Source organism: Amycolatopsis speibonae (genome assembly GCF_042647925.1).
Lineage (GTDB): Bacteria > Actinomycetota > Actinomycetes > Mycobacteriales > Pseudonocardiaceae > Amycolatopsis > Amycolatopsis speibonae.
The window spans coordinates 96,787-110,360 of the sequence record NZ_JBHRWK010000029.1 but is presented as its reverse complement, the minus strand read 5'-3'; the positions used below and the strand labels follow the sequence as shown (position 1 = coordinate 110,360).

At 70.1% G+C, this 13,574-nt stretch carries 18 protein-coding genes; 11 read left to right on the top strand and 7 right to left on the bottom strand.

Annotation, left to right across the window (positions count from 1 at the left end; translation table 11 throughout):
* Nucleotides 1-21: 21 nt before the first annotated feature.
* Nucleotides 22-216 carry a hypothetical protein gene (locus ACFOSH_RS21600; RefSeq protein WP_378240826.1) on the bottom strand — a complete coding sequence of 65 codons (195 nt, stop codon included), beginning with the start codon at nt 214-216 and terminating at the stop codon, nt 22-24.
* A gap of 53 nt (nt 217-269) precedes the next feature.
* On the opposite strand from ACFOSH_RS21600, the gene ACFOSH_RS21595 reads away from it, so the two are divergent.
* Genes ACFOSH_RS21595 through ACFOSH_RS21560 form a run of 8 tightly spaced genes read left to right on the top strand, consistent with a single transcriptional unit; the run spans nt 270 to nt 5,467 of the window.
* Complete coding sequence (locus tag ACFOSH_RS21595; protein ID WP_378240869.1) at nt 270-1,004, top strand: GNAT family N-acetyltransferase; 735 nt, start codon at nt 270-272, stop codon at nt 1,002-1,004.
* Complete coding sequence (gene cofD, locus ACFOSH_RS21590; protein WP_378240825.1) at nt 1,001-1,999, top strand: 2-phospho-L-lactate transferase; 999 nt, start codon at nt 1,001-1,003, stop codon at nt 1,997-1,999. The genes ACFOSH_RS21595 and cofD overlap by 4 nt, the downstream gene beginning before the upstream one ends.
* Before the next feature lie 37 nt (nt 2,000-2,036).
* Nucleotides 2,037-3,374 (top strand): coenzyme F420-0:L-glutamate ligase, encoded by a 1,338-nt coding sequence (locus tag ACFOSH_RS21585; protein ID WP_378240868.1) that lies wholly within the window; start codon nt 2,037-2,039, stop codon nt 3,372-3,374.
* Nucleotides 3,371-3,916: an NUDIX hydrolase gene (locus ACFOSH_RS21580; protein WP_378240824.1), complete on the top strand. Its 546-nt coding sequence runs from the start codon at nt 3,371-3,373 to the stop codon at nt 3,914-3,916. Before ACFOSH_RS21585 ends, ACFOSH_RS21580 begins: the two co-directional genes overlap by 4 nt.
* 28 nt (nt 3,917-3,944) lie before the next feature.
* On the top strand, nt 3,945-4,619 hold the full coding sequence (locus tag ACFOSH_RS21575; RefSeq protein ID WP_378240823.1) for a hypothetical protein: 675 nt from the start codon (nt 3,945-3,947) through the stop codon (nt 4,617-4,619).
* Nucleotides 4,620-4,632: 13 nt separating this feature from the next.
* Nucleotides 4,633-4,983, top strand: a complete 351-nt coding sequence (locus ACFOSH_RS21570) for a GntR family transcriptional regulator (RefSeq protein ID WP_378240822.1) — start codon at nt 4,633-4,635, stop codon at nt 4,981-4,983.
* A 39-nt stretch (nt 4,984-5,022) separates the two neighbouring features.
* Complete coding sequence (locus tag ACFOSH_RS21565; RefSeq protein ID WP_378240821.1) at nt 5,023-5,256, top strand: hypothetical protein; 234 nt, start codon at nt 5,023-5,025, stop codon at nt 5,254-5,256.
* Nucleotides 5,257-5,281: 25 nt separating this feature from the next.
* Nucleotides 5,282-5,467 (top strand): hypothetical protein, encoded by a 186-nt coding sequence (locus tag ACFOSH_RS21560; protein WP_378240820.1) that lies wholly within the window; start codon nt 5,282-5,284, stop codon nt 5,465-5,467.
* Nucleotides 5,468-5,474: 7 nt separating this feature from the next.
* On the opposite strand, the gene ACFOSH_RS21555 is transcribed toward ACFOSH_RS21560, so the two are convergent.
* Entirely contained in the window at nt 5,475-6,371 is an 897-nt protein-coding gene (locus ACFOSH_RS21555) for a DNA-3-methyladenine glycosylase family protein (RefSeq protein WP_378240819.1), read from the bottom strand.
* Between the two features lie 110 nt (nt 6,372-6,481).
* Between ACFOSH_RS21555 and ACFOSH_RS21550 the strand changes: the two genes are divergently transcribed.
* The gene (locus tag ACFOSH_RS21550) at nt 6,482-6,934 is read left to right on the top strand and encodes an adenylyltransferase/cytidyltransferase family protein (RefSeq protein WP_378240818.1); all 453 of its coding nucleotides are present in this window, start codon (nt 6,482-6,484) and stop codon (nt 6,932-6,934) included.
* A 136-nt stretch (nt 6,935-7,070) separates the two neighbouring features.
* Nucleotides 7,071-7,568, top strand: coding sequence for a hypothetical protein (locus ACFOSH_RS21545; RefSeq protein WP_378240817.1), 498 nt, complete (start codon nt 7,071-7,073; stop codon nt 7,566-7,568).
* 81 nt (nt 7,569-7,649) lie between these two features.
* On the opposite strand, the gene ACFOSH_RS21540 is transcribed toward ACFOSH_RS21545, so the two are convergent.
* From ACFOSH_RS21540 to ACFOSH_RS21520, 5 genes are all read right to left on the bottom strand, one after another.
* On the bottom strand, nt 7,650-8,690 hold the full coding sequence (locus tag ACFOSH_RS21540; protein ID WP_378240816.1) for a serine hydrolase domain-containing protein: 1,041 nt from the start codon (nt 8,688-8,690) through the stop codon (nt 7,650-7,652).
* 58 nt (nt 8,691-8,748) lie between these two features.
* Nucleotides 8,749-9,612, bottom strand: a complete 864-nt coding sequence (locus tag ACFOSH_RS21535) for a glycosyltransferase family 2 protein (RefSeq protein WP_378240815.1) — start codon at nt 9,610-9,612, stop codon at nt 8,749-8,751.
* A 211-nt stretch (nt 9,613-9,823) separates the two neighbouring features.
* Nucleotides 9,824-10,057, bottom strand: a complete 234-nt coding sequence (locus ACFOSH_RS21530; RefSeq protein ID WP_378240814.1) for a hypothetical protein — start codon at nt 10,055-10,057, stop codon at nt 9,824-9,826.
* 314 nt (nt 10,058-10,371) lie between these two features.
* Nucleotides 10,372-11,508 (bottom strand): glycosyltransferase family 4 protein, encoded by a 1,137-nt coding sequence (locus ACFOSH_RS21525; protein ID WP_378240867.1) that lies wholly within the window; start codon nt 11,506-11,508, stop codon nt 10,372-10,374.
* A 40-nt stretch (nt 11,509-11,548) separates the two neighbouring features.
* Nucleotides 11,549-12,634: a glycosyltransferase family 4 protein gene (locus ACFOSH_RS21520; protein WP_378240813.1), complete on the bottom strand. Its 1,086-nt coding sequence runs from the start codon at nt 12,632-12,634 to the stop codon at nt 11,549-11,551.
* Nucleotides 12,635-12,652: 18 nt separating this feature from the next.
* On the opposite strand from ACFOSH_RS21520, the gene ACFOSH_RS21515 reads away from it, so the two are divergent.
* Nucleotides 12,653-13,564: a glycosyltransferase family 2 protein gene (locus ACFOSH_RS21515; protein WP_378240812.1), complete on the top strand. Its 912-nt coding sequence runs from the start codon at nt 12,653-12,655 to the stop codon at nt 13,562-13,564.
* The last annotated feature ends 10 nt before the right edge of the window (nt 13,565-13,574 follow it).

The window sequence follows — 13,574 nt, the reverse complement described above, 5'->3', positions numbered from 1 at the left end:
CCGTACTCCGGGTATGGGCTTTCAGCGGTCCTTACGGCGCGGCGGCGGAGTGGACCTGCTGTCCCCAGTGATGACGAACTTCGGCGCGGCGGGCTTCGCCGCTTCCGTTTCCTTCTCTTCGACGACCTTTTCCGCGCCCAACGCCCGGTTGAAGCCGTCTGAGATTTCGCGGACCAGGTCTTCGTTGTGCCTGTCGTCCTTGCGCGCGATGCTCATCGGGGTCCCTCCACTGCCTTCCTTGGCACAATCTAACCGTGAACAGTGCGGAAATGCTCGAACTCACCTGCAGCCAGGCCTGGACGCCCCTGCTGGAGGGCAGGATCGGCGACTGGAGGCCACGCTGGGCGGACGGGTTCACCGCCCGGGCCAACAGCACGCTGGCGATCGGTGACCCGGGAAAACCGCTGCCAGACGCCCTGCTGGCGGTCTGTGACTTCGCCCACCATCATGCCATCCCGCCGGTCGTTCAGGTGATCCAGAACACGTCCGCGGAAGACGCGATCGCCGCGTCCGGCTGGGTCCAGTATGTGGAACACAAGCCCGCGCACGAGGTTTCGGTGCTGACCGGGCCGCTCTCACACGGGAGCTCGGCGGGAGCGGTGATTCTCGACGAACCGACGTCCGGATGGTGGGAAATGACGACGGGCAGCGCGGAGCCGGCGGAGGCACCACGGCATGTCCTCAGCACCGGCAAGGTCGGTTTCGGGGTCGTGGAGCTCGACGGCGTCACGGCCGCGGCGGTGCGCGGCGCGATCGTCGGCGAGTGGCTGCACATCGGCAGGCTGGAGGTCCGGGCGGAGTTCCGGCGGCGGGGGCTGGCCCGCGGCTTGATGAACGCGGCGAGCGCCTGGGCGGCCGCCCAGGGCGCCACGGGAGTCGTGCTGCAGGTCGCCGTGGCGAACTCCGGCGCGCTGAAGCTGTACGAGAACCTGGGCTGTACGGAGCACCACAGGTACCGCTACTGGGCCCCGGGTCCCGGCGCGTGCGAGGATCGCCCGTCGTGAAGGTCGTCATTTTGGTCGGCGGAGTGGGCGGAGCCCGCTTCCTGCTGGGGGTCAAGCAAGCACTGGGTCTGCCCGCGATCGGTTCCGCACCGGAATCGCCGCACGAGGTGACCGCGCTGGTGAACACCGGGGACGACGTGTGGATGCACGGTCTGCGCATCTGCCCGGACCTGGACACCTGCATGTACACCCTCGGCGGGGGGATCGACAAGGAACGCGGATGGGGTCACTCCGGCGAGACCTGGACGGTCAAGGAGGAACTCGCCGAGTACGGCGCCGAGCCGACCTGGTTCGGCTTGGGCGACAAGGACATCGCGACGCATCTGATCCGTTCGCGGATGCTGCGCGCGGGTTATCCGCTCTCGCAGGTCACCGAAGCGCTGTGCGATCGCTGGCAGCCGGGGGTGCGCCTGCTGCCGATGTCGGACGACCGGGTCGAAACGCATGTCGTGATCGACGATCCGGAAGATCCGGACCAGCGCAAGGCGATCCACTTCCAGGAGTGGTGGGTGCGCTACCGCGCCGAGCCGAAGGCGCATTCGATCGTCGCCGTCGGCGCCGACGAGGCCAAGCCTGCGCCGGGCGTGCTCGAAGCGATCGCGGGCGCCGACATCGTGCTGTTCGCGCCGTCCAATCCGGTGGTCTCGGTGGGCACCACCCTCGGTGTCCCGGGAATCCGTGACGCGCTGCGGAAGACGCGCGCCAAGGTCGTCGGTGTCTCGCCGATCATCGGCGGGAAGGCGTTGCGCGGCATGGCCGACGCCTGCCTGAGCGCGATCGGTGTCGAGACCTCGGCCGAGGCCGTCGGACGGCATTACGGCTCCCGCAAGGAGTCCCCGGAAGGCGTACTCGACGGCTGGCTGGTCTCCGAGGGCGAGACCGTCGACGTGCCGGGTGTCGCCGTCCGCGACGTCCCCCTGCTGATGTCCGATGTGGACGCGACCGCGGCGATGGTGCGCGCGGCTTTCGATCTCGTGGGAGTTTCTGGTGCCTGACAAGGATCAGCCGGAGTTTTCCTTGCCCGAAAAGAAACTGCCTGACCACGCTTCCGCGAAGATCGAGATCCTGCCCGTCGACGGCCTGCCGGAGTTCCGGCCCGGCGACGACCTGACCGGCGCGATCGTCACGGCCGTCCCGTGGCTGCGCTCGGGCGACGTCCTGGTCGTGACGAGCAAGATCGTCTCCAAGGCCGAGGGCATGCTCATCCGCGTCCCGGCCGATCCCGAAGAGCGCGACGCCGCCCGGCGCAAGCTCGTCGAGGACGAGTCCGTCCGCGTGATCGCGCGGATCAACCGGACGGTGATCACCGAGAACAAGCTGGGCATCGTGCAGGCCGCGTCCGGGGTGGACGCGTCGAACGTGGCCTCCGGCGAGGTCGCGCTGCTGCCGACCGATCCGGACGCCTCCGCGCTCGCGCTGCGGAACGGGCTGCGCGAACGGATGGGCGTCGAGGTCGCTGTCGTGGTCACCGACACCATGGGCCGCGCGTGGCGGGTCGGGCAGACCGACGCCGCGATCGGCGCGTCCGGCCTGCGGGTGCTGCATTCGTACGCGGGCGAGATCGACAGCCAGGGCAACGAACTCGCGGTCACCGAGGTGGCGATCGCCGACGAACTCGCCGCCGCGGCGGACCTGGTCAAGGGCAAGCTCGGCGGGACGCCGGTCGCCGTGGTGCGCGGCCTGCGGCTGTCCGACGACGGTTCGTCGGCCCGCAAGCTGGTCCGGCCGATCGAGGAGGACTTGTTCCGCCTCGGTACCAACGAAGCGCTCGCGCAGGGCCGCCGGGAAGCGGTGCTCGCGCGGCGTTCGATCCGGTCGTTCACCGACGAGCCTGTCGATCCCGAGGTGCTTCGCCGCGCGGTCGGGACGGCGCTGACCGCGCCCGCGCCGCACCACACGAAGCCGGTCCGGTTCGTGTGGCTGCGCGAAGAAGGCTTGCGCCACAAGCTTCTCGACGCGATGAAGGCGTCGTGGCAGGCCGATCTCGAAGGCGACGACTTCACCGCCGAGCAGGTCGCGAAACGCCTCAGCCGCGGCGACATCCTGTACAACGCGCCTGAAGTCGTGGTGCCGTTCCTCGTCGCCGAGGGCGCGCACACCTACCCCGACGACCGGCGAAACGCTTGTGAGCACACGATGTTCACCGTCGCCGGTGGTGCGGCGGTGCAGGGCCTGCTGGTCGCGCTCGCCGCCGAAGACCTCGGCTCCTGCTGGATCGGGTCGACCATCTTCGCCGCGGATCTCGTGCGCGAGGTCCTCGGCCTCGACGCGCGCTGGGAGCCGCTCGGCGCGGTCGCGATCGGCCATCCCGCCGCCCTGCCGCCCGCACGCGGTCCCGTCGAACCCGGTGAAGGACTTCTCGAACTGTGACCCTGCATGCTGACGTTGTGTCCACTTTGACCGGTTGGCGACCGGTGGGCGCCGCTCAGGAATCCTTGCGCCAGGCCTATCTCGGCTTCCTCGCCGCCCGCGACGACGTCTGCCGCCGCGAATGCGCGGCCGGGCACATCACCGCGTCGGCCGTCCTTCTCGACGCCGACGCGGAGAACGTGTTGCTCACCCTGCATCCGCGGGTCGGCCGCTGGCTGCAGCTCGGCGGGCACTGCGAACCGGGCGACGCGACGCTCGCGGACGCCGCCCTTCGCGAGGCACGCGAGGAATCCGGCATCGAGGACCTGGTGATCGATCCGGCTCCGGTGCATCTCGACGTCCACCCGATCACCTGCTCGCTCGGCGTGCCGACCCGGCATTTCGACGTGCGTTTCGTGGTGCGCGCACCCCGCGGCGCACAACCGGTCCAAAGCGACGAATCGGACGATCTTCAATGGTGGCCGGTGAATTCCCTGCCGAAAGGGTCGGAAGATCTCGCGGAACTGGTGGAAGCCGCACTCCCCGCGGCGTCGGGCGGTTAGGGTGTCGCCTGACGTTCAAGGGGGAATGATGTTGACGACGCTGACGCCATACCTGGACCGGGTCCGGGTCCACAGCAGCGGTGACGGCGACGGCGCCGGTTGGGTCCTGCTGATCCTGGCGATCATCATTATCATCATCGTGATCGTGGTGATCATCGTGAAGGTCAACCAGGCGAAGAAGCCGCCGATGTCCTTCCCGCAGAACCCGAACTTCGGCGGTGGCGGCCCTGCCCCGGGCTTCCCGCCGCCGCCCCCGCCCGCCGGTGGCCACGCCCCGCAAGGCAACTGGCAGCAGCAGCCCGGTTTCCCGCCGCCGCCTCCGCCCGGTTACGGCCAGGCGCCCGGCTTCCCGCCGCCTCCGGCCCCGGCCCACGCGGGTTTCGCACCGCAGCCCGGCGCCCCGGCGGGTTTCGCGCCGCCGCCCGGTGCCCCGGTGCCCAACCCGTTCGCGTCGCAGCCGCCGATGCCCGCACCCGGTTTCCCGCCGCCTCCCCCGCAGGCCGGGCCGCCGATCGACGCCGGCGCGGACCGCACGCAGGTCGTTTCCCCGCAGCAGCGGGCGGACGCCGGCGCCGACCGCACCCAGGTCGTCTCGCCCGCGGGTGGCGGTGACCGGACGCAGGTGGTGCCCGGCGGCTCGGGTGACGCCACCCAGGTCGTCCCCGGCGGCGACCGCACCCAGGTGATCCCGCCCCGCCAGTAGAGAGTCAGCCCGCATGGTCCGAGTCGACCCGAACTCCTCGATCCCGCCCTTCGAGCAGGTCCGCACCGCCTACGCGGCGCAAATCAACGACGGCACGCTGCCCGTCGGGGCGAAACTCCCGACCGTGCGGAAACTCGCCGAAGACCTCGGCATCGCCCCGAACACAGTCGCCAAGGCCTACCGCGAACTCGAGGAAGCGGGCCTGATCGAGACCCGCGGGCGGGCGGGGACGTTCGTCAGCGCCGTCGGCGACGAGACCCGCGAGCGGGCGCGGCAGGCGGCCGCCGACTACGCCGCGCTGACCAGGAAACTGGGGCTCGGCAAGGACGAGGCCAAGGCGATCATCGACGCGGCACTGGGCTGATCTACCCTCCGCTGGGACGAACGAAGGGGGTCTGCCGTTATGGGGATCGGAATCATTCAGCTGGTGGTCATCCTGGCGGTGCTCGTGGGCGTCGGGTTCGGGATCTACTTCCTGATCAAGACGCTCAACAAACCGAAGCCGCCGCCGTACCCGCCCCAGTACCCGCAGCAGCCGTATCCGCCGCAATATCCGCAGGGCGGTCCCCAGGGGCCGTACCCGCCGCAGCAGTACCCCGGCCAGCCGCCGCAGCAGCCGCCGCCGCCGGGCTGGTGACGGGGCTTCCGGCTAGTCTCGCGGCATGGTCTTCCTTTTGGTATTCATGGTCGGTGCCCTGGTCCTGGCCGGGATCGGGGTCGGCGTCTTCTTCCTGGTGAAGTCGAACACCAAGCAGCCGCCCGCGCTGCCCCACCACCAGTACCCGCAGCAGCCGCCGCAGTACCCGAGCCAGCAGCAGACCTATCCGCCGCAGGGCTGGGGCAGCTGATCCGCGATCACATCGCGCGGTAGTCGCGGAGTTCGATCTTCGGCCCGAACCTCGGGCGGCGGAATCCGGCCGTCGACAGATATCGCACCGCGCGCTGCCGCTGCGGCGAATACGGCGCCAGCACCTCGGACATCCCGGCGTCGTCGAGTTTCGTGCCGACGAGCGCGTGCCCGACCATCGACGGGATGTTGTAGTCGCCGAAGCTCACCGCGTCCGGGTCACCCCAGGCGCGCTGCGCGATCTCCGCCGCGGTCCACACACCGATTCCGGGCACCTTCCGCAGCCACGCCCGGCCTTCGACACCCTTCAGTTCGACGGCTTTCTCCAGCCGGGGCGCGACGCGGGCCGCGGTGATCAGCGTCGTCCGCCGTTTCAGGTCCACCCCGGCGCGATGCCATTTCCAGTCCACAATGGATCGGATGGCGACCGGCGTCGGCGGCACGCGCAGCCGTGACGGCCCCGGCCCCGGCGCCTGTTCCCCGAACCAGCGGCACAGTTCGCTCCACGACCGCAGCGCCTCCGCGCTGGTCACCTTCTGTTCCAGCACGGCCAGCACCAGCGCGTCCCACACCCGGCCGGTCGAGCCGAGGCGCAATCCCGGATTCAGGCGCCGCGCCGACGCGATGACGTCGTGGTGCGCGACGAACTCGGAGTCGTCGTCGTGCGCGCCCAGCATGGCCGGGACGCCTTCGAGCAGCCTGTCCGCGCCGGGGCCCCAGGCCTCCGCCTCGACCTCGCCGTCCGGGCGCCGCAGCAACGCGAGCGTGCCCGCGCCGTCCTCGGTGTTCGCGGCCAGCCAGGTGACCCCGCCCTCGGTGCGGACGACGTTGGGCGAACGCGACCCACGGCTCAACGGACCCAGTACCGTGTCCAGGTCGAGCTCGAAGCCGGGGCGGAATCGCACACACGGAAACTACCCGGCACTCGGCTAGGGTTACGCGGGCCGTCCGGCGCACGGCGCCGCCGACGCTAAGCTGATGCCCCTCAACCGTAAGCCGACGGAGGACACCGACGATGACATCGCGACCGGCGAAGGCCTCGATCGTCAGTGGGTACTTCAACCCGCTCCACCAGGGCCATCTCGACCTGTTCGAGTCCGCGCAGGCCAGGTCCGGTTACCTGATCGTCATCGTCAACAACGATCACCAGCAGGTCCTCAAGAAGGGCAGGGTGATCCAGGTCGAGGACGTCCGCGCCCGGATCGTCCGCGCGCTGCGCATCGTCGACGACGTGTACGTCGCCGTCGAGCAGGGGCCGGGCATCAACGAGTCGTTCGACCTGATCCGCGCGGCGTACCCGGACACGGAGCTCGAGTTCTGCAACGGCGGGGATCGGCGTAACGTCGACGAGCTCCCGGCCGACGAGGTCGAGGCGGGCGCCCGCAACAGGATCTCGATGATCTACGGCATCGGCGGCACGGACAAGGCCGATTCCAGCACCCGGATCCTGTCGGACATGGAAGCCTGAGTTCCTCCGGCCGGCCAACTTTGTCGGACGACGTTTGCGGGTCTGCTGACGGCGGCCGCTCCTAGGGCCTACCCTAGACAACACACAGTCGGCCCTGAACCCAGAGGGCCCCAGGTCAGTCGGGAGGCCTAGGGGAATGGACCCCCGTGCTCGGGCGGACGCCTTGCTCGCACGCGCCAGCGCGCGTGGAGCCTTCGTCGTGACACCGGACAACGCGACGTCTCCGATGGACTCCGCGAACACCCAGCAGATCCCCCGATCGGTGGTCGCCGAGATCGACCGGTCATCGGACCCGGACACGACCACCCAGCTACCGGCTTCGCTGATCGCGGAGAACGACCATCCGCTGGCCGGACCCGAACCGACGACGAGGCTGGACCTGCCGCCTGTGCGCGGCGAAGGCTCGACACAGCCGCAGCCGTACCCTCGCCGTCCCGGCACCCAGCCGACAAGGCCCTTGCCGCACGCGACGACCCCGCTCACCCGGCGGCCGCCCGCCGCGCCGGTGCAGAGTCCCCTGATCGAGCAGCCGGAGCCGGAGACCGCCGAGAACGAGATCGGCGGCCTGGTCCCGACGGTGAAGCAGAACCCTTCAGGGCGTTCGAACCTCTCGCGCCGTCTGGACGGCATCTAGCCGCTCACGCGTGCTATGAAAGGTCCTTTCCTTGCAAATTTGGCAAGGAAAGGACCTTTCATAGCACGAGCGGCACCCATCTCAGGCGGCCCCGATCACCCGATCGATCTCCTTGATCGCCGCACCCCCGCCGTACGTGGCGTTGGACAGCATCGCGACGTCCAGCCCCTCCGCCGGATAGTGCCGTATGAGCGAGCAGACGCCGGCGTTCCCGCCGTCCTTGTAGTAGTTCCGCACCGAACCGTCCTGGTCCAGGACGAATTCGAGGCCGAAGCCGTACCAGACGCCACGGCTGTGAAGCACCTGCGGCGTGAGGAGCTCCTTCGTGCGCTCAGGGCTCAGAAGCCGTTCTTCACGGATCGCCCGCAGCAGCCGGACGAGGTCGCCGACGGTGCAGTACGCACCACCATCGGGTGAACCGATCGGCGGGTAGCTGAAGATGTTCTGCTTCCAGCCGGTGATCCGCTCGCCCTCGAAGATCGGGTCCCAGCCTTCGGCGACCTTCGGCTGCGGATCACGCCGGTCGAAGAACCCCGAATCGGCCATCCCCGCGCGATCGAGCACGGTCTCCCGGACGTGGTCGCGATACGGCGTACCGGTGATCTCCTCGATCACCAGCCCGGCGAGGATGTAGCCCGAATTGCAGTACCGGCAGCCCTCCCCAGGCGCGAAATTCGCTGCCCGGTAAGCGAAATTGGGCAAGTGGTCACGCGTGTCCACCACTGAATACACCGGCTTGTCGACCCACAGCGCCTCGTAACTTTCGCCCGCTTCCTCGTCCGCGTCGTCGGCGATCCCGGACGTGTGCGTGAGCAGTTGCCGTGTCGTCGCCCCGGTCGCGATCGCCGTGCCGCCGAGGTCGATGATCTCGCCGATCGGGCGGTCGAGGTCCAGCCGTCCCTCGTCGACCAGGCGCAGCGCGGCGATGGAAGTGACGACCTTGGTGATCGACGCGGTGTCGTACCGGACGTCCGGCGCGTTCGGCACCGACCAGCGGCGGCTGGCCAGGCCGTATCCGCGTTCGAAGAGCGTCTCGTCGCCGCGACGGATCAGCACGACCCCGGAAAAGCGGTCCTCCCCGGCACGTTCGGTCAGCCAGGTGTCCAGTTCGGCGAAGTCCATGCACCGACGGTAACGACGGCGGGGAGCCGAGTCGCGCGAGTTCCGGTGGCCGGAACGGCTACTTCTTGCGCGTTTCGAGCTTGAGCCGCAGCGCGAGTCCCGCCTTCACCGCGAGCATGACCGGCTTCCACAGGAGGCCTCGGTGACGGTCCGCGAGGTAGCGGTACGCGCTGACGTGGTGCGCGCGCAGCATCTTCTCCGAAGCCTGCGAAGTCGAGTGCCCGCCGATGTGCATGACACTGGACGAAGGCGCGTACACGTTCAGCCAGCCCGCGCGCGACAGCCGATCGCCGAGGTCGACGTCCTCGAAGTACATGAAGTAGCGCGTGTCGAAGCCGTCGACCGAGTCGAAGGCCTCGCGGCGGATCAGCTGGCAGGACCCGGAAAGCCAGCCCGCCGTGCGCTCGACCGGGGTGCCGGTCTCCTGGCGGTACTGCCGCGTCCACGGGTTGCCCGGCCAGATCTTGCCGAACGCCGCGTGCCCGATCCCGCGGCCGAACGACGGCAGCAGCCGGGCCGACGGGTAGACCGTACCGTCGAGGTCGTGGATGAGCGGGCCGAACGCGCCACCGCGCGGCCAGCGCTCGGCGACCTCCAGCAGCGCGTCGAGCGAACCGGGCTCCCATTCGAGGTCCGGGTTCACCACGACGACCCAGCCGTAGCTGTCGTCGAGCTCCGCGACACCGCGGTTGGCGGCCGTGCCGTAACCGACGTTCTCGCCGATGCTGAGCAGCTTGACGTTCTCCCGGCGGGCGGCCTTCTCCGGAGCGCCGTCCGTGGAGTCGTTGTCGGCGACGACGACCTGGACGTCCCGGTCCGTCGCCTTCTCGAGCGTGTCGAGGAACTTCTCGAGGGTCTCGCCGGGGAAGTACGTCACGGTCACGACGGCGATCCCGTCGCCGTAGCTGGGGTGCTCAGTCACGCGGCCATTGTCCACCCGTCACCGAACGCGACTCGCGCCCCACCCCCGACGCCGGAGGCGATAGCGGCCCGTACCCGCATCTAACGCGGGCAAAGCCCCCACCCCACCAACGCGATTTGCCTGCTCGCAACAGAGCGTGCACATCCAACTCCTTTCCGCAGTCGCCGGCGGGCAGAATGGACCGATGCCCGTGCACGCCTTCATCGACGAATCAGTGCGAGATCAGCGATACCTCCTGTGCATGACGCTGGTCGCCCCAGCTCAGCTCGCACCCTCGCGACGAGAGCTGAGTTCGTTGCTGCTGCCCGGCGGGCGAGAGCTGCATTTCAAGAAGGAGAAGGAACCTCGTCGCAGGCAGAAATGCCTTGAACACGCTGTCACCGACTTGCTCGCCAGGAATGCTCATCGGCTGGTTCTCGATTCGCGGGACCATCGCGATGTCCACGACCGCAGGACACTCCAGCGAGCCCTCGGCTACCGCCCGTCCAAAACCGAGCTCACCTATGAACATCTGAACTCGACCGCTGAACCACTGCTGTGGATTTCCGACGCGGTGGGATGGTGTTTCGGCGCAAGCGGTGATTGGCGCCGTAGTAGCGAGTCGGCTCATCGATTCGATCACCAAGCTTTGAATAGCGAAAAGCCCGTGAGACGACCGTCCGGACGCGTCACGGGCTTTCATACTCGGCCCCACCGGGACCTCGCGCACCAAGCATACCCCACCCGCCGACAACGGCTACCGCTTACGAGGCCGAACCTTCAGCCCGCCCGCCGCTGCGCATGCCGGTGCCAAGCCTTCGCGTAGGCCTCCCTGTGCCGCTCCGCGGTCGTCGCCCACGAGAACTCCTTCGCCCGCAGCTGCGCGGCTTCGGCCAGCTCTGCCCGCCGCGCGGGAGCGTCGAGCAGCTCCGAGATCGCCGCCGCGACATCACCGGCACCGACACCGCAATAGGCGACCGCGTCCCCGCCGACCTCCGGCAGCGAAAGCCGCCGGGTCGTGAGCACGCTCGCCCCGCACGCCATCGCCTCCAGCACCGGCAGCCCGAAACCCTCGCCGAGGCTGGGGTAAGCGACCAGTTCCGAGCCGCCGAGGAACCCGGCGAGCGTGTCGAACGGCAGGTATCCGGCCCGGATCACCCGCAGCCGGTGCGGCACGGCGTCCAGCGCGCGTTCGACCTGCGAGTCCCAGCCCGGCTGTCCGGCCAGCACCAGCGCCGGCGGGTTCGGCCTGCCGAGCACGGCGCGCGCGAAGCCGCGGATCAGCGCGGGTACGTTCTTGCGCGGTTCGAGCGCGCCGAGGAAGGCGACGTACGGCGTCTTCCCGAGTCCGACGGCCTGACGCGCGGCCTCGACCTCGGCGGGCGAAGGCGGATGGAACCGGTCCGGTTCGACGCCGTGGTGGATGATCTCCAGTTCGGCCGTCCGCACCTGGCCGACGCGCTCCAGTTCGGCCGCCGTCGCGATGCTGGGCACGACGCACAGCGTCGCCCGGCGAAGCGCCGTCGCGGTCCAGGCGCGGAAGAAGCGCGCCTTCACCGAAGAGTGCAACACCGCGTCGGTGAAGAAGGTCGCGTCGTGCAGCGTCACCACCGAAGCGGCCGGGCTGGCCAGCGGCATCGTGTAGTGCGGCGAGTGGACGACGTCGGCGGCGAGGCGGCGGACCAGCCGGGGCAGGGTCGCCTGCTCCCAGGTCAGCCTGGCGGTCCTGGTCGACGTCGACGGCGAGGTGGGCACGATCCGCGCGCCGGGCGCCAGCCGGTCGTACAGCACCGCGTCCCGCGGCTGGCAGACGACGGTGATCCGCGCGCCGTCCTCGTCCAGCGCCGCGACCAGAGAATCCACGTAACGACCGACGCCGCCCCTGTCCGCGGGGACGGCGGTCGCGTCGATCAGCACGCGAGGGTCATCGGTCACCCTAGGAGGGTACGACCGCGCACTAGCTCAGTGGTCGGGAACCGACAAACTGATCGCGCTGGTGAAGGCCCCAAACGGCGGAAGCGGCACGCTGCCAGGTGAACTCACTCGAACGGCTGAGACCGCTGTCACGCAACGCTGCCGCCTGCTCCGGATGGTCTAGTACGCCTCGCAGCGCGTCGGCAAGCGCTTGCGCCTCACCCACCGGGACGGTGACGGCCGCTCCCCCGGCCACCTCCACCAGTGCCGGGACGTCCGAGTGCACCACCGGCACCCCTGCCGCCATCGCCTCGATCAGCGGCAGCCCGAACCCCTCCGCCCGGCTCGGCATCGCCAGCACCGACGCGCCCCGCAGCACGAACGCCAGTTCCGCGTCGCTCACCTTCCCCAGCAGCCGGACGTCGGCGCCGTGCTCGCGCGCCAGCGCCACCGGGTCGATCCCGCCCCAGCCCGGCTGACCGGCCAGCACCAGCGGCACCCCGATCCGGCCTGCGGCGTCGATCAGCAAGTCGATGCCCTTGCGCGGCTCGATCGTCCCGATCGCGAGCACATACCGCTCCGGCACCGTGACCTCGGCGAACTCGGCATGCGGCCGGACGCCGTGCGGGATCACGCGCACCGGTACGGAGACCGGCACCAGCGCGGTGAGCTCGTCCGCAATCGCTTGCGTGGGCACCGTCAGCGCGGTCGCCCGCGACGCGGCCCGCGCGATCACAGCCTTGTGCCACGCGACGCCGCGCGGGGTCAGCGTCTCGGGATGCGTCCACGGCACGGTGTCGTGCACCGCGACCGACAGCGTCCGCCCCTTCGGCACGCGCGCGGGCGCGAGCGGCGTCGGCGCGTGGACCGCGTCGCCGCCCGGCCACCACGGCAGCCCCAGCTGCCAGGCGGCGATCAGCGCTCGCGGCGGGATCGGCAGGACTCGCGGCCCTTCGACACCTTCGACGACCGCGGCCTCGATGTCGCCGTGCCGCGCGACCACGCTCGACACCGTCCAGCCGGGCGGCGCGGTCTCGGCGAGCGCCCGCAGCAGTTCGCCGGTGTAGCGGCCGGTCCCGCCGGGGACGGGCGCCAGCAGCTGCTCGGCGAGCACGACCAGTTCGGGCATGTCTCTATTCTCTCTGGCATGACCAGCACCACCGTCGTCGTGGTCACCTGGCGCGGCGCCGCGCACGTCACCGCCTGTCTCGACGCCCTCGCCGCGCAGTCCCGCCCGCATCGCACCCTGGTCGTCGACAACGCCTCCGACGACGGGACGGCCGAGCTCCTCGCCGCCCACCCGTCGAAGCCCGAGGTCCTGCGGCTGCGGCGCAACACCGGCTACGCGGGCGCCATGGCCGCCGCACTGGACAAAGTGGACACCCCGCTGATGGCGTGGCTGAACGACGATGCGGCGCCGTCCCCGGAGTGGCTCGCGACCTGCGAAGACACCCTCGGGAAGGCTCCGCTCGCCGCCGCCGTGAGCGCCCGCCTGACGCTGGCCGACGGAACCGTCCAGTCCACCGGCGTCCGCCTGACCGCCGACGGCCACGGCGCCGACCTGCCCGAACCCGCCGACGAGGTCTTCGGCTTCTGCGGGGGCGCGGCGGTGCTGAACGTCGAGGCGCTCCGCTCCGTCGGCGGCGTCCCCGCCGCCTATTTCTGCTACTACGAGGACACCGACACCGCGTGGCGGTTGCGGCTGGCGGGCTGGGACGTCGTCGGCGCGGAGGCCGACGTCACCCATCAGCATGGTGCGAGCACCCGTCCGGGTTCGGTCCAGTTCCACCTGTGGAACGAACGCAACCGCCTGCTGACCCTGCTCCGGTGCGCACCCGGACAGGTGGCGATCCGCCAGCTGGTGAAGTTCGCCGTGCTCACCGCGGTACTCCCTTTACGAGGGAAACCGCAGGCGCCGAACTTCCGCCTGAGCCTCCGGTGCCGGGTCCTGGGTGCCGTCGCCGCCCGGCTGCCGCGCACGCTGGTCGAGCGGCGGGCCATCGGGCGACGGGCGGCGCTCGGCCGAGGCGCGGTCTGGGACGCTTGGGCCGGGCTTTAGGATTGGTCCA

Bases quoted from the DNA above. Each gene is read 5' to 3' on its own strand.
- ACFOSH_RS21550 (WP_378240818.1), top strand. From the start codon at position 6,482: ATGACATCGCGACCGGCGAAGGCCTCGATCGTCAGTGGGTACTTCAAC.
- ACFOSH_RS21540 (WP_378240816.1), bottom strand. From the start codon at position 8,690: ATGGACTTCGCCGAACTGGACACCTGGCTGACCGAACGTGCCGGGGAG.
- ACFOSH_RS21600 (WP_378240826.1), bottom strand. From the start codon at position 216: ATGAGCATCGCGCGCAAGGACGACAGGCACAACGAAGACCTGGTCCGC.
- ACFOSH_RS21565 (WP_378240821.1), top strand. From the start codon at position 5,023: ATGGGGATCGGAATCATTCAGCTGGTGGTCATCCTGGCGGTGCTCGTG.
- ACFOSH_RS21545 (WP_378240817.1), top strand. From the start codon at position 7,071: ATGGACCCCCGTGCTCGGGCGGACGCCTTGCTCGCACGCGCCAGCGCG.
- ACFOSH_RS21595 (WP_378240869.1), top strand. From the start codon at position 270: ATGCTCGAACTCACCTGCAGCCAGGCCTGGACGCCCCTGCTGGAGGGC.
- ACFOSH_RS21515 (WP_378240812.1), top strand. From the start codon at position 12,653: ATGACCAGCACCACCGTCGTCGTGGTCACCTGGCGCGGCGCCGCGCAC.
- ACFOSH_RS21560 (WP_378240820.1), top strand. From the start codon at position 5,282: ATGGTCTTCCTTTTGGTATTCATGGTCGGTGCCCTGGTCCTGGCCGGG.
- ACFOSH_RS21570 (WP_378240822.1), top strand. From the start codon at position 4,633: ATGGTCCGAGTCGACCCGAACTCCTCGATCCCGCCCTTCGAGCAGGTC.
- ACFOSH_RS21520 (WP_378240813.1), bottom strand. From the start codon at position 12,634: ATGCCCGAACTGGTCGTGCTCGCCGAGCAGCTGCTGGCGCCCGTCCCC.
- ACFOSH_RS21575 (WP_378240823.1), top strand. From the start codon at position 3,945: ATGTTGACGACGCTGACGCCATACCTGGACCGGGTCCGGGTCCACAGC.